Source organism: Pseudomonas sp. LBUM1676 (genome assembly GCF_059695605.1).
Map to the genome: position 1 here is coordinate 559,680 of NZ_CP166777.1, position 16,836 is coordinate 576,515.

Consider the following 16,836-nt stretch of genomic DNA (forward strand, 5'->3'; position numbering starts at 1 on the left):
AATTTCCCGCATCGCCCGATTTTGGTGCTGTACTGCCTCAAGTAACTCTGTGAAAGCGCCAGCTTGCTGGATGGCATAAGTCTTGCGCGCTTTCCAATACGCTCAAGGCTCGCAGGAGGCACGCCGTGTCGATTCATGTCGCATTGCACCACGTCACGCATTACCGCTACGACCGCGCTGTCGAACTCGGCCCGCAGATCGTTCGTCTGCGCCCGGCCGCCCACAGTCGCACGCGGATCCTGTCCTACGCGCTGAAGGTCTCGCCCGAGCAGCACTTCATCAACTGGCAGCAGGATCCCCAAGGCAACTACCTGGCGCGGTTGGTGTTCCCGGAGAAAACCGATGAGCTGCGGATCGAAGTCGATCTGCTGGCGGAGATGGCGGTCTTTAATCCGTTCGACTTCTTCCTTGAGCCCTACGCGGAAAAGATCCCGTTCGCCTACGCCGCGGATGAGCGCAAGGAGCTGGCGCCGTACCTGGAAACCTTGCCCCTGACGCCGAAATTCAAGGCGTACCTGGATGGCATCGACCGTACGCCACTGCCCAGTGTCGATTTCCTCGTCGCACTCAATCAGCATCTGAGCGAAGACATTGGCTACCTGATCCGCATGGAGCCAGGTGTGCAAACCCCCGAACACACCTTGGAACATGCCTCCGGTTCCTGCCGCGACTCCGCGTGGTTGCTGGTGCAACTGTTGCGCAACCTGGGTCTGGCGGCGCGTTTCGTCTCTGGCTACCTGATTCAACTGACCGCTGACGTCAAAAGCCTCGACGGCCCGTCGGGCACTGACGTGGACTTCACCGACTTGCACGCCTGGTGCGAGGTCTATTTGCCCGGTGCCGGCTGGATCGGCCTGGACGCGACCTCAGGGCTGTTCGCCGGCGAAGGACACATTCCGTTGGCCTGTAGCCCCGATCCGGGCTCTGCGGCACCGATCAGTGGCCTGGTGGAACCGTGCGAGTGCCAGTTCACCCACGAAATGTCCGTGGAGCGGATCTGGGAAGCGCCGCGAGTGACCAAACCCTACACCGAAGATCAGTGGCGGGCGATCCAGACACTGGGGCGGCAGATCGATGCCGACCTGCTCGAAGGTGACGTTCGCCTGACCATGGGCGGCGAGCCGACGTTCGTCTCCATCGATGATCCGGACGGCGCCGAGTGGAACACCGCAGCGCTCGGGCCTGACAAGCGTCGTCTGTCCGCCGAACTGTTCCAGCGCATGCGCAAGCATTACGCTCCCCAGGGGCTGGTGCATTTCGGCCAGGGCAAGTGGTACCCCGGCGAACAACTGCCGCGCTGGTCGCTGAACTGCTACTGGCGCCGCGACGGCGTGCCGATCTGGCGCAACAGTGCGCTGATTGCCGATGAGCAGGAAGACTATGGCGCCGATGGCGAGATGGCCGGGCGTTTTCTGGCGAGTGTCGCTGAACGCCTGAAAATTCCGACACGGTTCGTGTTCCCGGCCTACGAAGACAATTTCTATTACCTCTGGCGTGAGGGAGCATTGCCGCAGAACGTCAGCGCCGAAGACTCACGCCTGGAAGAACCGCTGGAGCGTGCTCGCCTGCGCAAAGTCTTCAGTCAGGGCCTGGACAAAGTCATCGGGCAGGTCCTGCCACTGGCGCGCACCGCCAAGGGCGATCAATGGCAGAGCGGTCGCTGGTACCTGCGCGATGAGCACTGCCGTCTGGTTCCTGGGGATTCGCCCTTGGGGTATCGCTTGCCGCTCGGCTCGCAGCCTTGGGTGAAAGCGGCAGAATATCCCTTCATCCATCCCCGGGATCCGAACCAGGATTTCCCGCCACTGCCAGACACCGCGCAATTGCAGAGCCAGGGCGCCTCAGCCGTGGCTGACGAACGCACGCCGAAGATCGACGAGTCCGCCGACTGGCTGACCCGCACCGCCTTCTGCGCCGAAGCGCGGGAAGGGCGGTTGTACCTGTTCATGCCGCCGCTGGAGCGGGTCGAAGATTATCTCGAGCTGGTCAGCGCCATCGAGGCCACAGCCGAGGAACTGCGCTGCCCGGTATTGCTGGAAGGCTACGAGCCACCGAGCGATCCACGTCTGAGCAACTTCCGGATTACCCCGGACCCGGGCGTAATCGAAGTCAACGTACAGCCATCCGCAACCTGGGATGAGCTGGTCGAGCGCACCGAATTTCTGTACGAAGAAGCGCGCCAGACCCGCCTGACCACCGAGAAATTCATGATCGATGGCCGGCACACCGGCACCGGCGGGGGTAACCATTTCGTACTGGGTGGCGCGACGCCGGCTGACTCACCGTTTCTGCGCCGTCCCGATCTGCTGCGCAGCCTGATCAGCTATTGGCACAACCACCCTTCCTTGTCCTACCTGTTTTCCGGGCTGTTCATCGGCCCGACTTCGCAAGCGCCGCGAGTCGATGAAGCACGCAACGATGCTTTGTACGAGCTGGAAATTGCCTTTGCCCAGATACCTGCGCCAGGCGAAGAGTGCGCGCCGTGGCTGGTGGATCGGCTGCTGCGCAATCTGCTGATCGACGTCACCGGCAACACCCACCGCGCCGAGTTTTGCATCGATAAACTGTATTCGCCGGACGGTGCTACCGGCCGCCTTGGCTTGCTTGAGCTGCGAGCGTTCGAGATGCCGCCCCATGCGCGCATGAGCCTGGCGCAGCAGTTGCTGCTGCGGGCGTTGGTCGCGCGGTTCTGGAAGGATCCTTATGCGCCGCCGAAATTGGCGCGCTGGGGGACTGAGTTGCACGACCGGTTTCTGTTGCCGCACTTTATCGAGCAGGATTTCGCCGACGTCATCGTTGATCTCAACGCCTCTGGTTATCCGGTGCGAGCCGAGTGGTTCGCGGCTCATCTGGAGTTCCGTTTTCCCAAGGTCGGCGATTATTCGGTCAGCGGCATCGAGCTGGAGTTGCGCCAGGCGCTTGAACCCTGGCATGTGTTGGGCGAGGAGGGCGCGGTGGGCGGCACGGTGCGCTATGTGGATTCATCCCTGGAGCGCTTGCAAGTCAAGCTCACGGGTTTGCCGCCCCAGCGTTATCTGCTGACCTGCAATGGCATTCCAGTGCCGTTGCAGCCCACCGGGCGGGTCGGCGAGTTCGTCGCCGGTGTACGCTTCCGCGCCTGGCAACCAGCCAACTGCCTGCAACCGACCATCCCGGTTCATGCGCCGCTGGTGTTCGATTTGCTCGACACCTGGATGCAGCGCTCGCTGGGCGGCTGTCAGTATCACGTCGCCCATCCGGGCGGGCGTAACTACGACAGCTTGCCGGTGAACGCCAATGAAGCCGAGAGCCGGCGGATGGCGCGCTTTTTCCGCATCGGACACACGCCTGGGAAACTTCCTGTACCGAATATGGAAATTAACGACGAGCTACCGATGACACTCGATTTACGACGTTACTAAACTGCACGCGACGCTCGGATTTTTCGTCTATCCGGGCGTCATGAGCTTGCGTTAGTCTGACCGTTCCCAGCTGTCTGCCGAGCTTTCCATGCCTGATCTGCTTGACCGCTACCCGCTGACAGCGGGCACCTATCATGAATTGCTCGACGACAGCGGCGCGGTGCGCCCGCACTGGCGTCGGTTGTTCGATCAATTGCAACGCAGCACGCCAGCTCAATTGGTGCAGCGTCAGACATTGTTGACCAGGCAAATCCAGGAAAACGGCGTGACCTACAACGTCTACGCCGACCCCAAGGGCGCTGACCGGCCGTGGGAACTGGACCTGCTGCCCCACGTGATCGCCGCTGACGAGTGGGAGCATTTGTCGGCCGGTATCGCCCAGCGGGCTCGATTGCTCAATGCCGTGCTGGCGGACCTGTACGGTCCACAGCGGTTGATCGCCGAAGGCCTGTTACCCGCCGAGCTGGTATTTGGCCACAACAACTTCCTCTGGCCCTGTCAGAACATTTCGCCGCCAGACGGAGCCTTTCTGCACCTGTACGCAGTGGATCTGGCGCGCACCCCTGATGGGCGCTGGTGGGTGACGGCGGATCGGACCCAGGCGCCGTCCGGAGCCGGTTATGCCCTGGAAAACCGTACCATCGTGTCCCGGGCCTTTCCCGACCTGTACCGCGATCTGAAGGTGCAGCACCTGGCCGGGTTCTTTCGCACGCTCCAGGAAACCCTGGCCCGCCAGGCGCCAAGCGATGACGAAGCGCCTCTGGTGGTATTACTGACCCCGGGGCGATTCAACGAGAGCTACTTCGAGCACCTTTATCTCGCTCGCCAACTGGGTTATCCGCTGGTAGAGGGTGGTGACCTCACGGTGCGCGATGCCACGGTCTACCTGAAAACCCTCAGTGGCCTGCGTCGGGTTCACGCGATCATGCGTCGACTTGACGATGATTTCTGCGATCCGCTGGAGTTGCGTACCGACTCGGCACTTGGCGTGCCCGGCCTGCTCGAAGCCGTACGGCAAGGACGAGTGCTGGTGGCCAACGCCCTCGGCAGTGGCGTGCTGGAGTCGCCTGGACTGCTGGGCTTCTTACCGAAAATCAATCAGTTCCTGTTCGGCGAAGATCTGATCCTGCCCTCCATCGCCACCTGGTGGTGCGGCGAAGCGTCAGTGCTGGCCCAGGCTCTGGAAAAATTGCCGGAACTGCTGATCAAACCGGCTTTTCCGTCCCAGAGTTTCGCACCTGTGTTTGGCCGTGACTTGAGTGAAAAACAGCGCCAGGACCTGGCCGAGCGCATGCAGGCCCGGCCTTACGCCTATGTCGCGCAAGAACTGGCGCAGCTTTCTCAAGCTCCGGTCTGGCAGTCTGAAACCGGACAGCTGCAACCGCGGGCCATTGGCATGCGGGTCTACGCCGTGGCCAGCCGCAATGGTTATCGGGTGCTGCCCGGTGGCCTGACCCGGGTGGCCGCCGAAGCCGACGCCGAAGTGGTGTCGATGCAACGCGGCGGAGCGAGCAAGGACACCTGGGTGCTTGGGGACCGACCGCCGAGCGGCGAACAATGGAAAACCCAACGCAACATTGGCGTGCGCGATCTGGTGCGGCTCGATCCGTATTTGCCGTCACGGGTGGTGGAAAACCTGTTCTGGTTCGGCCGTTACTGCGAGCGCTGCGATGACAGCGCACGGTTGCTGCGCATCATGCTGGCGCGCTATGTCGACGGTGACGATCCTCAAGCCTTGCAGGCGGCGGTCAATCTTGGTGAACGCCTGAATCTGTTGCCGGATGAAGGCGAGTTGCCGGAGCGCTTGTTGGCCGCACTGCTCGGCGATGACTGGCCATTCAGCCTGCGCTCCAACCTGCAGCGTCTGCAGTGGGCGGCCTCGCAAGTGCGCGGCAAGCTCTCGCGGGAAAACTGGCAGGCGCTGGTGGAGTTGCAACGCGAAGCCATGGAGCTGGAAACCGATGAAGCGGATTTCGGCCAATTGCTGGATTTTCTCAATCGTCTGGTGATGTCCCTGGCGGCGTTGTCCGGTTTCGCTCTCGACGACATGACCCGGGACGAAGGCTGGCGCTTTCTGATGATCGGTCGACGGATCGAGCGATTACAGTTTCTCAGCGCCAGCCTTGCCGCATTTCTGCGCGGCGCCGGCGCTTTCGACCAGGCCGGGCTGGAATGGTTGTTGGAATTGGGTAACAGCAGCATCACCTACCGTTCGCGGTATCTGGCGGTGGCGCAGTTGATACCGGTTCTGGACCTGTTGCTGCTGGATGAACAGAATCCGCACGCCGTGCTCTTCCAGCTGAAGCTGGTGACCCGCACGCTCACGCGCTTGAATGACGACTTTGGCGTGCCGCGCGAAGCCGGTCTGTCACCGTTAGTGGCGCGACTGACACGATTCGATCTGGGCTGCCTGGAAAACCCGCTGTTTGGCGAGGCCAGTGTTCGCGCCGCCATCGACGGATTAGCCGATCTGTTGCAAGAGATCGCCGAGGCCAGCGGGCAAGTGTCGGATCGCCTGGCCTTGCGCCATTTCGCCCATGTCGATGATGTCAGCCAGCGCACGGTGTCCGTCTGATGAGTGCCCATTACCAGATACTCCACGACACCCATTATCACTACGACAGCCCGGTGTCCCTGGCCCAGCAACTGGCCCATTTGTGGCCGCGGGCCTGTGCCTGGCAGCGTTGCACCGAGCAGCAGTTGCAGATCAGTCCTGATCCGACATCGCGCCGGGATGAGCTCGACGTGTTTGGTAATCCGCTGACCCGCCTGGCATTCGAGAGGCCGCACGATGAGTTGTTGGTCAATGCCCGGCTCACCGTCGAAGTGCTGTCCCGGCCAGCGCTGGATTTCAATCAATCCCCTCCGTGGGAAGAAACCCGCAATGCGCTGACCTACAGCAGTCAGCCGCTGCCACCCGAAATTCTTGAAGCTTGCCGTTACCGGTTCGAATCGCCATACGTGCATTTGAAGCGCAACTTCGTCGAGTTCTCGGAAAATTGCTTTCCTCCGGGCCGGCCGCTGTTGCTGGGTGTTCAGGCGTTGATGGAAAAAATCTTCAGCGAATTCACGTTCGACGCCGAAGCGACCCAAGTGGCGACACCGCTGGTGGAAGTGCTGGAGCGTCGGCGCGGGGTTTGCCAGGATTTCGCTCACCTGATGCTCGCTTGCGTGCGCTCTCGTGGACTGGCGGCGCGTTACGTCAGTGGCTACCTGCTGACCCAGCCACCGCCTGGCCAGCCGCGACTGATCGGCGCCGATGCCTCCCATGCCTGGGTTTCGGTGTTTTGCCCGGTGCTGGGTTGGGTCGATTTCGATCCGACCAACAATGTGCAACCCGCGCTCGAACACATCACCCTGGCCTGGGGCCGGGATTTCTCCGATGTTTCGCCGTTGCGTGGGGTGATTCTGGGGGGCGGCAGTCACGACCCCGAGGTGCGCGTCACCGTGATGCCACTGGATTGACGTAGATCCAATGTGGGAGCGAGCCTGCTCGCGAAGACGGAGTGTCAGTCGATATTATTTAGCTGATACACCGCCTTCGCGAGCAAGCCCGCTCCCACAGGGGATATGCAGTGTTTTTTGGAAGGTATTTCAGAGTGGTCTGTGAGGGTCAGCAACATCGCTGCTGACCCTGGACACAGATCCGGTGGGCCTGATCAGATCATCGGGCCCTGAGGGTCTCAGGCGTCGGGCGCCTGATCTTTCGGTGTTTCAGTTTCGTCTGTAGCCACTTCGCCTTCGGCATCCGGGTTCAGTGCTGCTGCTTCTTCTTCAGCGGTAGCTTTCTTGCGCTGAAGCTTTTCCTCTTTCTTCTGCTCCTTGGCCAAGTCTCTCTGACGTTTGGCGAAGGAATAATTGGGTTTAGCCATGGGCGATCCTCTGGGGTCGAAGGTGAGGTTGAGCGGCGCGTATTCTGCCCTGTATCGGTGCCCAGCCGTTAGCTGGGTTTTCGCTCGATCCACTTTGGCACCACTGTCGGCTGCCAGGCATCCAGGGCGTCGAGCAGGGTTTGTGGCGATTCGCTCACTTGCAGCATGTCACGGTGCGCTTCACGAACGAAGCCTTCGCCGACGATATGATCAAGAAAACCGGTCAACTTGCTGTAGAAACCGTTCACTTCCAGCAGTCCCAGCGGTTTGCCGTGGTAGCCGAGTTGACCCCAGGTCCAGACTTCGAACAGTTCTTCCAGGGTGCCCAGGCCGCCGGGCAGGGCGATGAATGCATCGCTGAGCTCGGCCATCCGCGCCTTGCGCGCATGCATGCCGTCGACCACTTCCAGGCGAGTCAGGCCGCTGTGGCCGATTTCCTTGTCCTTGAGGCTTTGCGGGATGATTCCGATCACTTCACCACCCGCCGCCAGCGCAGCATCGGCGACAATTCCCATCAGTCCGACGGCACCGCCGCCATAGACCAGGGTCAGCTTGCGCTCGGCCAATGCCCGCCCAAGGGCGACGGCCGCTTCACGATAAGCCGGGTTGGTGCCGGTGCTGGCACCGCAAAATACACAAACAGACGCTAAAGACATGCCTTACTCCATGGTCAGGTTGGTCACAGAGTAAAGGCAGGCAAGCGACGCTCCAAGGTTTAAACTCCGCGCGGGGATGTTTCACAGGTGCCGCTGGCGCCACAGGCGTATGCGGCGAGCAAGCTGCACAAAAGGCTATTGATGGACATGGTTAGACGCTCCAGAGTGATGACGACCTGATGATAGGGCCGTCCTTGACCTCTGGCTGGTAGATTGTCTCGATAGGTGTCATAGCTCGAAAGTTGTATACAATTTTTGCTTCAGGTCATAGGAACTTGCGAAGTTTTCAGGCAGTCTTCAGTCCATTCGCACTTTTGTTAACCCTGCCTTGGAGATTCACCATGTTTGCCAAACTAGTTGCGGTATCCCTGCTGACGCTGGCCAGCAGTCAATTGATGGCTGCCGAATGCAAGGTCACTGTCGACTCCACAGATCAGATGACCTTCAGCACCAAGGCCATTGAAATCGACAAAAGCTGCAAGACTTTCACCGTTGAACTGACTCACTCCGGCAACCTGCCGAAAAATGTCATGGGCCATAACTGGGTGCTGAGCAAGGAAGCTGACATGCAGCCGATCGCCACCGACGGTCTGGGTGCAGGCATCGACAAGAGCTATCTGAAAGAAGGTGATGCACGCATCATCGCTCACACCAAGATCATCGGTGCCAAGGAAACCGACTCGGTGACCTTCGATGTCGCGAAGCTTGATGCTGGCGAGAAGTACGGGTTCTTCTGCTCGTTCCCGGGCCACATCTCGATGATGAAAGGTACGGTTACCCTGAAGTAAGCGAATCGAGTCATAAAAAAAGCGTCCCTTGAAGGACGCTTTTTTGTGCCTGACGATTGACCGAGTCATCGTTCTTCGCGAGCAGGCTCGCTCCCACAAGGACCGCGGAGTACCTGTGGGAGCGAGCCTGCTCGCGAAGGCGTCGATACAGACACTTATGAAATCACGGAGCGAACGGCATCACTCGCTTGTGATGAGTCTTCTTGTACGTGTCGCAAATGATCTTGAACGCTTCTTCACGCACAGGCTCGCCGTGCAGGAACGCGTCGATCTCGGCGTAGGTCACACCATGGGACGCTTCATCCGGCTTGCCGGGCGACAAGTCCTCAAGGTCGGCCGTCGGGATTTTTTCCACCAGCGATTCCGGCGCGCCGAAGCTGCGGGCGATGTCCCGAACCTGGTTTTTCACCAGACCGCTCAGCGGGGCCAGGTCACACGCGCCGTCACCAAACTTGGTGAAAAAGCCCATCACCGCTTCCGCCGCGTGGTCGGTGCCGATCACCAGGCCCTGAACTGCGCCGGCAATGGTGTATTGGGCGACCATTCGCATCCGCGCCTTGGTATTGCCGAGCACGAAATCCACTGAAACCGCATGCTTGCCTTCGAAGGCGGCGACTTCATTGGCCAGGGCCTTGACTGCCGGGCCGATGTTTACCGTGTGGCGTTCGTCCGGGGCAATGAAATCCACGCAGGCCTGGGCATCGTGTTCATCGAATTGGGTTTCGTAGGGCAGGCGCACCGCGATGAACCTGTAGCTGTCGTCACCGGTGCGTGTACGCAGTTCGCGCATGGCGCGTTGGGCCAGCAGGCCGGCGGTCAGGGAATCAACGCCGCCGCTGATGCCCAGCACCAAAGACTTGAGCCCGGAATTGACCAGGCAATCCTGGATGAAGGTGATCCGTCGGGCGACTTCGGCCTCAAGGGCGGCCTGGTCGGCGAACGGCGGTTGAACCTTGAGCTGCTCAGCAATCTCACGCTGTACGGCTTGCATGAATTCACTCCTTGCTAGGTAGATTTGATGTGCTGGAAAGGGCGGCAGGTACTTGGAAAACGTGTCGCAAATAGGCGACGAAATTCGGGTCTTTACAGTGAGTCTTGCCCGGCTCGTCGGAGATCTTTGCCACCGGCTGGCCGTTGCAGGCGGTCATTTTAAGCACGATGCTCATCGGTTCGACACCCGGAATATCGCACGTCAGGTTGGTGCCGATACCGAAGCTGACATTGATCCGACCACGCAGCGCGCGGAAAATCTCAAGGGATTTGGGCAGCGTCAGGCTGTCGGAGAACACCAGCGTCTTGCTCATCGGGTCGATGCCCAGCTGGTGATAGTGAGCGATGGCTTTTTCCGCCCAGAGCACCGGGTCACCGGAATCGTGGCGCAAGCCGTCGAAAAGCTTGGCGAAGTACAGGTCGAAATCACTGAGGAAGGCATCGGTGGTGATGCAGTCGGTCAGGGCGATCCCGAGCAGGCCGCGATATTCGCGAACCCAGCAGTCGAGGGCGGCGATCTGGCTGTCTATCAGCCTTGGGCCGAGTTGCTGGTGCGCCATGATCCATTCGTGGGCCATGGTGCCCAACGGCTTCATGTCCAGTTCGCGCGCCAGGTGCACGTTACTGGTGCCGACGAAACGCCCGGGAAAGTCGTGCTTGAGTACGTTGACCACCTCTTCCTGCACACGGAAGGAGAAGCGTCGCCGAGTACCGAAATCGGCTACCTGCAGTTCGGACAATTCGTCCGCACTGGCATTGGCAGTCAGCCAGTCGAATTTGCGATAGAGCTGTTCGCGCGCCTGTTCCAGCACGACTTCCCGGTAGCGATAGCGGTTGCGCACTTCGCTGACAATCGCCAGCAGTGGCACTTCGAACAGGATCACATGCAGCCAGGGCCCGCGCAGGCGAATGAATAGCTCGCCGTTTTCGATCCCGGTGTGGACGTAGCGCAGGTTGAAGCGAAACAAACCCAGAAAACGCAGGAAGTCCGGCTTCATGAAGCTGATGCGTTCCATGAAACTCAACTGATCGGCGCTCAGGCTCAACTCGGCCAGTCGCTCGATCTGGAAGCGGATCTCTGCCAGGTATGGGCGCAGATCCTCACTGTTACGGCAACGAAACTCCCATTCGACTTCCACGTTCGGGTAGTTGTGCAGCACCGCCTGCATCATCGTCAGTTTGTAGAAGTCGGTGTCGAGCAGGTTCTGCACGATGCGATCGGCAAACACACTCTCGCTCATAACGGGGTTCTCCAGGCTGGGCGCGGCCCGTGGCAGCGACGTTGCAGCTGTTTCAATGAATGGGGCTAGTGGGGCATATCAGCACAGGGTATTGCCAGCAATTTTTTAGACGGTGCAGACTCCTGTGGGAGCGAGCTTGCTCGCGATGACGGTATTACATTCAACATCGATATTGACTGAACCACCGCTATCGCGAGCAAGCTCGCTCCCACAGGTATTGGGGGCAACCCTAAATGGGTAACGCATCCGGGCTATCAATCTGCTCCAGCATCCACTTCACGAAATCGCGCACTTTCGGCACTTCCGCCGCATGCTCCGGATACGCCAGGTAATAGGCGTCGGTGCTGGGCATCGCGTGCTGCCAGGGTATGACCAGTTTGCCGTCGGCCAATTCCTCTTCCACCAGAAACTTCGGCAGCAGCGCCACGCCGCAGCCGACCTGGGCTGCGCGGATGCACATATAAAAGGTTTCGAAACGCGGTCCGTGGTAGCTGTGTTCAGTGTGGTAGCCCTGGCTGTCGAACCAGTCGTGCCAGGCCTGGGGGCGGGAAGCGTTTTGCAGCAGGACCAGGTCGGCCAACTGCGTTGGATCGGTGAACGGCGTGTCCGGCAGGCTGCCCGGTGCGCAGACCGGCACCAGCTCTTCGCCGAACAGCTTCAGGCATTCGGTACCGGGTCGTGAGCCTTGGCCAAAGTAGAACGCCAGGTCGCTACGGCCTTGCAACAGATCATCGGCTTCCTGTTCGCTGCACAGGTCCAGATGGATCGAGGGATGGCGCAGGCGCCAGCCTTTCAAGCGTGGCACCAGCCAGCGAGCGCCGAAGGTCGGAGGCGTGGAGACGCGCAAGACTTCGGTTTCGCCGCCATAGGAGCGCAGGTAATGGGTCGACATCTCGACTTGGGTGAGGATTTTTCGTACCTCTACCAGGTACAAATCACCAGCCGGGGTCATCTGCAGGCGTCGGCGCACCCGGCGGAACAGCAGGTGCTGTAACAACTCTTCGAGTTGCGCGACCTGTTTGCTGACGGCGCTCTGCGTCAGGTTCAGCTCTTCGGCGGCCCGGGTGAAGCTCAAATGCCGCGTGACAGCCTCGAAACATTGCAACGCGGTAATCGACGGCAGATAGCGTTTGTTCAGCATGGGCGGTCCTTTCTTCTTGTCTCTTTATTGCCAGCAATGCACAGCATGAATAAACGGAATGATATCTCTCTTAAAGGTCGTTTGTTGGCTAACCTCAGGAGCGCTAAAACTACAGGTCTGATCAGTCGTGATTTTCCGGCTGCGAACCTTCTGTTTTTTGCTTGAGGAGTGACCCATGGTTGCCGCATTGCTTGATCGTCTTGGTGTGAACCCGGCCCTGTACCAGAACGGCAAAGTGCCGGTGCATTCGCCGATCGATGGCAGCCGGATCGCCGCCGTGAACTGGGAAGGTGCCGCTGAGGTCGAGCAGCACATCAGTCGCGCAGATCATGCGTTCGAACTGTGGCGCAAGGTTCCGGCGCCGCGCCGTGGCGAACTGGTGCGTCAGCTGGGTGACATCCTGCGTGAATACAAGGCTGACCTCGGCGAGCTGGTGTCCTGGGAAGCCGGCAAGATCACCCAGGAAGGCCTGGGCGAAGTTCAGGAAATGATCGACATCTGCGACTTCGCCGTCGGTCTGTCCCGTCAGTTGTACGGCTTGACCATCGCTTCCGAGCGTCCTGGCCACCACATGCGCGAAACCTGGCACCCGCTGGGCGTCGTCGGTGTGATCAGTGCGTTCAACTTCCCGGTCGCGGTCTGGGCCTGGAACACCACGCTGGCGCTGGTCTGCGGCAACCCGGTGATCTGGAAACCGTCGGAAAAAACCCCGCTGACCGCTCTGGCCTGCCAGGCGCTGTTCGACCGGGTACTCAAAAACTTCAGCGATGCGCCACCGCACCTGAGTCAGGTCATCATCGGCGGCCGCGATGCCGGTGAAGCCCTGGTCGATGACCCGCGTGTCGCACTGATCAGCGCCACCGGCAGCACCCGTATGGGCCGCGAAGTGGCACCGAAAATCGCCGCACGCTTTGCTCGCAGCATTCTCGAGCTGGGCGGCAACAACGCGATGATCCTCGGCCCAAGCGCCGACCTGGACATGGCCGTGCGTGCAATCCTGTTCAGCGCCGTCGGCACCGCGGGTCAGCGTTGCACCACGCTGCGTCGCCTGATTGCCCATGAATCGGTGAAGGAAGAAATCGTCACCCGCCTCAAGGCCGCTTACTCCAAAGTGCGCATCGGCAACCCACTGGAAGGCAACCTGATCGGTCCGCTGATCGATAAGCACAGCTTCGAAAACATGCAGGACGCGCTTGAGCAGGCCTTGAGCGAGGGTGGCCGGGTGTTCGGCGGCGAACGTCAACTGCAAGACAAATTCCCCAACGCTTACTACGTCTCGCCGGCCATCGTTGAAATGCCGGAGCAGAGCGATGTGGTCTGCAACGAAACCTTCGCGCCAATTCTGTATGTGGTTGGCTACAAGGATTTCGACGAAGCCCTGCGCCTGAACAACGCCGTGCCACAAGGTCTGTCGTCGTGCATCTTCACCACCGACGTGCGTGAAGCCGAGCAGTTCATGTCGGCGGTGGGCAGCGACTGCGGCATCGCCAACGTCAACATCGGTCCGAGCGGTGCGGAGATCGGCGGCGCGTTTGGTGGCGAGAAGGAAACCGGCGGAGGTCGTGAATCGGGCTCCGACGCCTGGCGCGGGTACATGCGCCGTCAGACCAATACCGTGAACTATTCGCTGGAGCTGCCATTGGCTCAGGGCATTACATTCGACTAACTGGAGGAGCGAGCTTGCTCGCGATGAGCGTTAACGATGACGCGTGTTTGCTGCGTGAACGCGTTGCAATGACGTTTTTCGCGAGCAAGCTCGCTCCTACAATTGAACAGTGTGTTGGTTAGGTTTCTGTTGGAGTCTGGCAATGCCGTTACGCGAAGAGTGTCTGTGGGAAAAACTGACGCCGCAAAGACCCGACAATGCGGCGCTCAAAGGCGAGTTGAAGGTCGATGTCTGCGTCGTCGGTGCCGGTTTCACCGGTCTGTCGGCGGCGGTGCATCTGCTGGAACAAGGCAAGAGTGTCTGTGTACTGGAAGCCCATCGGGCAGGTCATGGGGGCTCGGGGCGCAACGTCGGGCTGGTCAACGCCGGGTTGTGGATTCCACCGGACGAGATCGAAGCCGGGTTCGGCGAAGCGGTCGGCAGCCAGCTCAATCGCATGCTGGGTGCCGCGCCGTCTCTGGTGTTCAGCCTGGTCGACAAATACAACATCGATTGCCAGCTGCGCCGCGAAGGCACGCTGCACATGGCGCATAACGCCCGTGGCGAAGCGGACCTGCGCAGTCGCGAAGAACAATGGAAGCGTCGTGGAGCCCCGGTCGAACTGCTGACCGGTCAAGCCTGTGAGCAAGCGACGGGCACCAAGAAAATCGCTGCCGCGCTGCTCGATCGGCGTGCGGGTACCCTCAACCCGATGGCCTACACCTCTGGCCTGGCCAAGGCGGCCATCGGCCTCGGCGGTCAGTTGTTCGATCATTCCCCGGTGACCCGACTCGAACGTCAGGGGCAGCGCTGGTCGGTGCAGACTGACCAGGGTTCGGTGCTTGCCGAACAGGTCGTGATTGCCTCCAACGCTTACACCGAAGGCGACTGGACCGAGCTGCGACGCAATTTCTTCCCCGGTTACTATTACCAGGTGGCTTCGGCCCCGCTGACTGAAGACGCCGCCCGGCAAATTCTTCCCGGTGGCCAGGGCTCCTGGGATACCCGTCAGGTTCTCAGCAGTATTCGACGGGACAAGGACGGCCGCCTGTTGCTCGGCAGCCTGGGCAATGGCAATCAGAAACCGACCTGGTTCCTCAAGGCCTGGGCCGACCGGGTCCAGCAGCACTATTTTCCCTACCTGAAGCCGGTGGAATGGGAGTGCACCTGGACCGGGTGCATAGCGTTCACTCCCGATCATCTGATGCGCCTGTTCGAACCTGCTCCCGGTTTAGTGGCAGTCACCGGCTACAACGGCCGGGGAGTGACCACGGGCACGGTGGTCGGCAAAGCTTTTGCCGACTATTTGTGTAACGGAAATCCTCATGCTTTGCCGATTCCGTTCGCGCCCATGCAGCCATTGTCGGGGGTGGGATTGCGCAGTTGTCTATACGAGGCCGGTTTTTCGCTATATCACGCAGGCCAGTGCCTGCGGATCGTTATTTGATTGTTGAAATATGTTGCTGAAAGCGGCGTTTTTTCGCGTAACGACTAGCCTGTAGTGGTGCGGGTTGTAGCAGTCCCGCACCAGCAGTGTGCACTTCGGTGACGCACGTTGTTACAGGCTGGTTGCACGTCGTTTGGCGCCGCGGTTGCAATGATGGCGCATGCGGGTTGCGCCTTTAAAAATAAATGGTTTCACCTTCCGCGGTTTAGACGGTTGCACGCCCAATGAAAATGGGATCGAAACAGTCGAAAGAACAATAAGGTAGCGACTTTTCTCAGAATAAAAAACCGATGGCACGGCCCTTGCTCTGAGCATTCAGTGAAGTCGCAGTGCCAACTAAAAAAAAACCTTGGAGCACCACCTCATGTCCCAGACGTTTTACAAGAAAGGCTTTCTGGCCCTCGCAGTGGCAACTGCGTTGGGTGTTTCTGCGTTTGCACAGGCTGACGTAAAAATTGGTGTGGCGGGCCCAATGACAGGTGCCAACGCGGCATTTGGCGAGCAGTACATGAAGGGTGCACAAGCGGCGGCCGATGCGGTCAACGCTGCGGGCGGCGTAAACGGGGAAAAAATCGTCCTGGTGAAGGGCGATGACGCCTGCGAACCGAAACAGGCTGTGACGGTCGCCAAGGACCTGACCAACCAGAAAGTCGCCGGCGTAGTCGGTCACTTCTGCTCCTCGTCGACCATCCCGGCCTCCGAGATCTACGACGAAGCGGGCATCATTGCAATCACCCCTGGTTCCACCAACCCGGCAGTTACCGAACGCGGCCTGAGCGCCATGTTCCGTATGTGCGGGCGTGACGATCAGCAAGGCATCGTGGCCGGTGACTACATCGTCGACGTGCTCAAGGGCAAGAAAGTCGTCGTCCTGCACGACAAGGACACCTACGGTCAGGGTCTGGCGGACGCTACCAAGGCCCAGCTGGAAAAGCGCGGCGTGAAGCCTGTGTTGTATGAAGGCCTGACCCGTGGCGAGAAAGACTTCAGCACCATCGTTACCAAAATCCGTGGCGCTGGCGCCGATGTCGTCTACTTCGGCGGTCTGCACCCGGAAGCCGGTCCTCTGGTCCGTCAACTGCGTGAGCAAGGTCTCAAAGACGTCAAGTTCATGTCCGATGACGGCATCGTGACCGACGAACTGGTGACCACCGCTGGCGGCCCGCAATTCGTTGACGGCGTGCTGATGACCTTCGGCGCCGACCCGCGCATGCTGCCAGACAGCAAGACTGTAGTGGACGAGTTCCGCAAGAAAGGCACCGAGCCTGAAGGCTACACCCTGTACGCCTACGCTTCGGTTCAGACCCTGGCTGCAGCCTTCAACGGCGCCAAGTCCAACAGCGGCGAAAAGGCTGCCGAGTGGCTGAAGAAAAACCCGGTCAAAACCGTGATGGGCGAGAAGACCTGGGACGCCAAGGGCGACCTGAAAGTCTCCGACTACGTGGTTTACCAGTGGGACAAGGATGGCAAATACCACCAACTGGAAAAGCAGAAGTGATATGAACTGCTGATTCGCCCGGTGCCTTGTGCACCGGGCAATCAAACAACATGTCCGTGCAGTACCTGTCTTTTCTCGTAGAGCTGCACATAACCGAGTTGCTTCGGCGGCTGAACCCCGGTCCGTCGCACCCGGCTTCTGTGCAGTCTCTCAAATG

At 60.1% G+C, this 16,836-nt stretch carries 12 protein-coding genes; 7 read left to right on the top strand and 5 right to left on the bottom strand.

All coding sequences use genetic code 11. From position 1 onward, the window contains the following. Positions 1 to 125 precede the first annotated feature (125 nt). The 3 genes from ACA041_RS02530 to ACA041_RS02540 all read left to right on the top strand — a co-directional run bounded on the left by ACA041_RS02530 (position 126) and on the right by ACA041_RS02540 (position 6,866). A complete protein-coding gene (locus ACA041_RS02530; RefSeq protein WP_497439742.1) occupies positions 126 to 3,401 on the top strand; it encodes a transglutaminase family protein in 3,276 nt (1,091 codons plus the stop codon). A gap of 88 nt (positions 3,402 to 3,489) precedes the next feature. Beyond that, positions 3,490 to 5,976, top strand: a complete 2,487-nt coding sequence (locus ACA041_RS02535) for a circularly permuted type 2 ATP-grasp protein (protein ID WP_497439743.1) — start codon at positions 3,490 to 3,492, stop codon at positions 5,974 to 5,976. Further along, on the top strand, positions 5,976 to 6,866 hold the full coding sequence (locus tag ACA041_RS02540; protein ID WP_497439744.1) for a transglutaminase family protein: 891 nt from the start codon (positions 5,976 to 5,978) through the stop codon (positions 6,864 to 6,866). The genes ACA041_RS02535 and ACA041_RS02540 overlap by 1 nt, the downstream gene beginning before the upstream one ends. Before the next feature lie 218 nt (positions 6,867 to 7,084). Here the strand turns inward: ACA041_RS02540 and ACA041_RS02545 are convergent, their stop codons facing one another. Further along, positions 7,085 to 7,273, bottom strand: coding sequence for a hypothetical protein (locus ACA041_RS02545; RefSeq protein WP_128874310.1), 189 nt, complete (start codon positions 7,271 to 7,273; stop codon positions 7,085 to 7,087). Between the two features lie 68 nt (positions 7,274 to 7,341). Next, positions 7,342 to 7,929 (bottom strand): cytokinin riboside 5'-monophosphate phosphoribohydrolase, encoded by a 588-nt coding sequence (locus ACA041_RS02550; RefSeq protein WP_497439745.1) that lies wholly within the window; start codon positions 7,927 to 7,929, stop codon positions 7,342 to 7,344. A gap of 341 nt (positions 7,930 to 8,270) precedes the next feature. On the opposite strand from ACA041_RS02550, the gene azu reads away from it, so the two are divergent. Beyond that, positions 8,271 to 8,717, top strand: a complete 447-nt coding sequence (azu, locus tag ACA041_RS02555; protein ID WP_497439746.1) for an azurin — start codon at positions 8,271 to 8,273, stop codon at positions 8,715 to 8,717. A 163-nt stretch (positions 8,718 to 8,880) separates the two neighbouring features. Here the strand turns inward: azu and nadE are convergent, their stop codons facing one another. From nadE to ACA041_RS02570, 3 genes are all read right to left on the bottom strand, one after another. Further along, positions 8,881 to 9,708, bottom strand: a complete 828-nt coding sequence (gene nadE / locus ACA041_RS02560; RefSeq protein WP_497439747.1) for an NAD(+) synthase — start codon at positions 9,706 to 9,708, stop codon at positions 8,881 to 8,883. A 4-nt stretch (positions 9,709 to 9,712) separates the two neighbouring features. Beyond that, positions 9,713 to 10,948, bottom strand: a complete 1,236-nt coding sequence (gene pncB / locus ACA041_RS02565; RefSeq protein ID WP_497439748.1) for a nicotinate phosphoribosyltransferase — start codon at positions 10,946 to 10,948, stop codon at positions 9,713 to 9,715. Positions 10,949 to 11,177: 229 nt separating this feature from the next. Further along, positions 11,178 to 12,089: a LysR family transcriptional regulator gene (locus tag ACA041_RS02570; protein WP_497439749.1), complete on the bottom strand. Its 912-nt coding sequence runs from the start codon at positions 12,087 to 12,089 to the stop codon at positions 11,178 to 11,180. Positions 12,090 to 12,264: 175 nt separating this feature from the next. Between ACA041_RS02570 and amaB the strand changes: the two genes are divergently transcribed. From amaB to ACA041_RS02585, 3 genes are all read left to right on the top strand, one after another. Beyond that, positions 12,265 to 13,755 carry an L-piperidine-6-carboxylate dehydrogenase gene (gene amaB, locus ACA041_RS02575; RefSeq protein WP_497439750.1) on the top strand — a complete coding sequence of 497 codons (1,491 nt, stop codon included), beginning with the start codon at positions 12,265 to 12,267 and terminating at the stop codon, positions 13,753 to 13,755. A gap of 142 nt (positions 13,756 to 13,897) precedes the next feature. Continuing rightward, entirely contained in the window at positions 13,898 to 15,181 is a 1,284-nt protein-coding gene (gene amaA / locus ACA041_RS02580) for an L-pipecolate oxidase (protein ID WP_497439751.1), read from the top strand. Between the two features lie 364 nt (positions 15,182 to 15,545). After that, positions 15,546 to 16,679, top strand: coding sequence for an ABC transporter substrate-binding protein (locus tag ACA041_RS02585; RefSeq protein WP_461961550.1), 1,134 nt, complete (start codon positions 15,546 to 15,548; stop codon positions 16,677 to 16,679). The last annotated feature ends 157 nt before the right edge of the window (positions 16,680 to 16,836 follow it).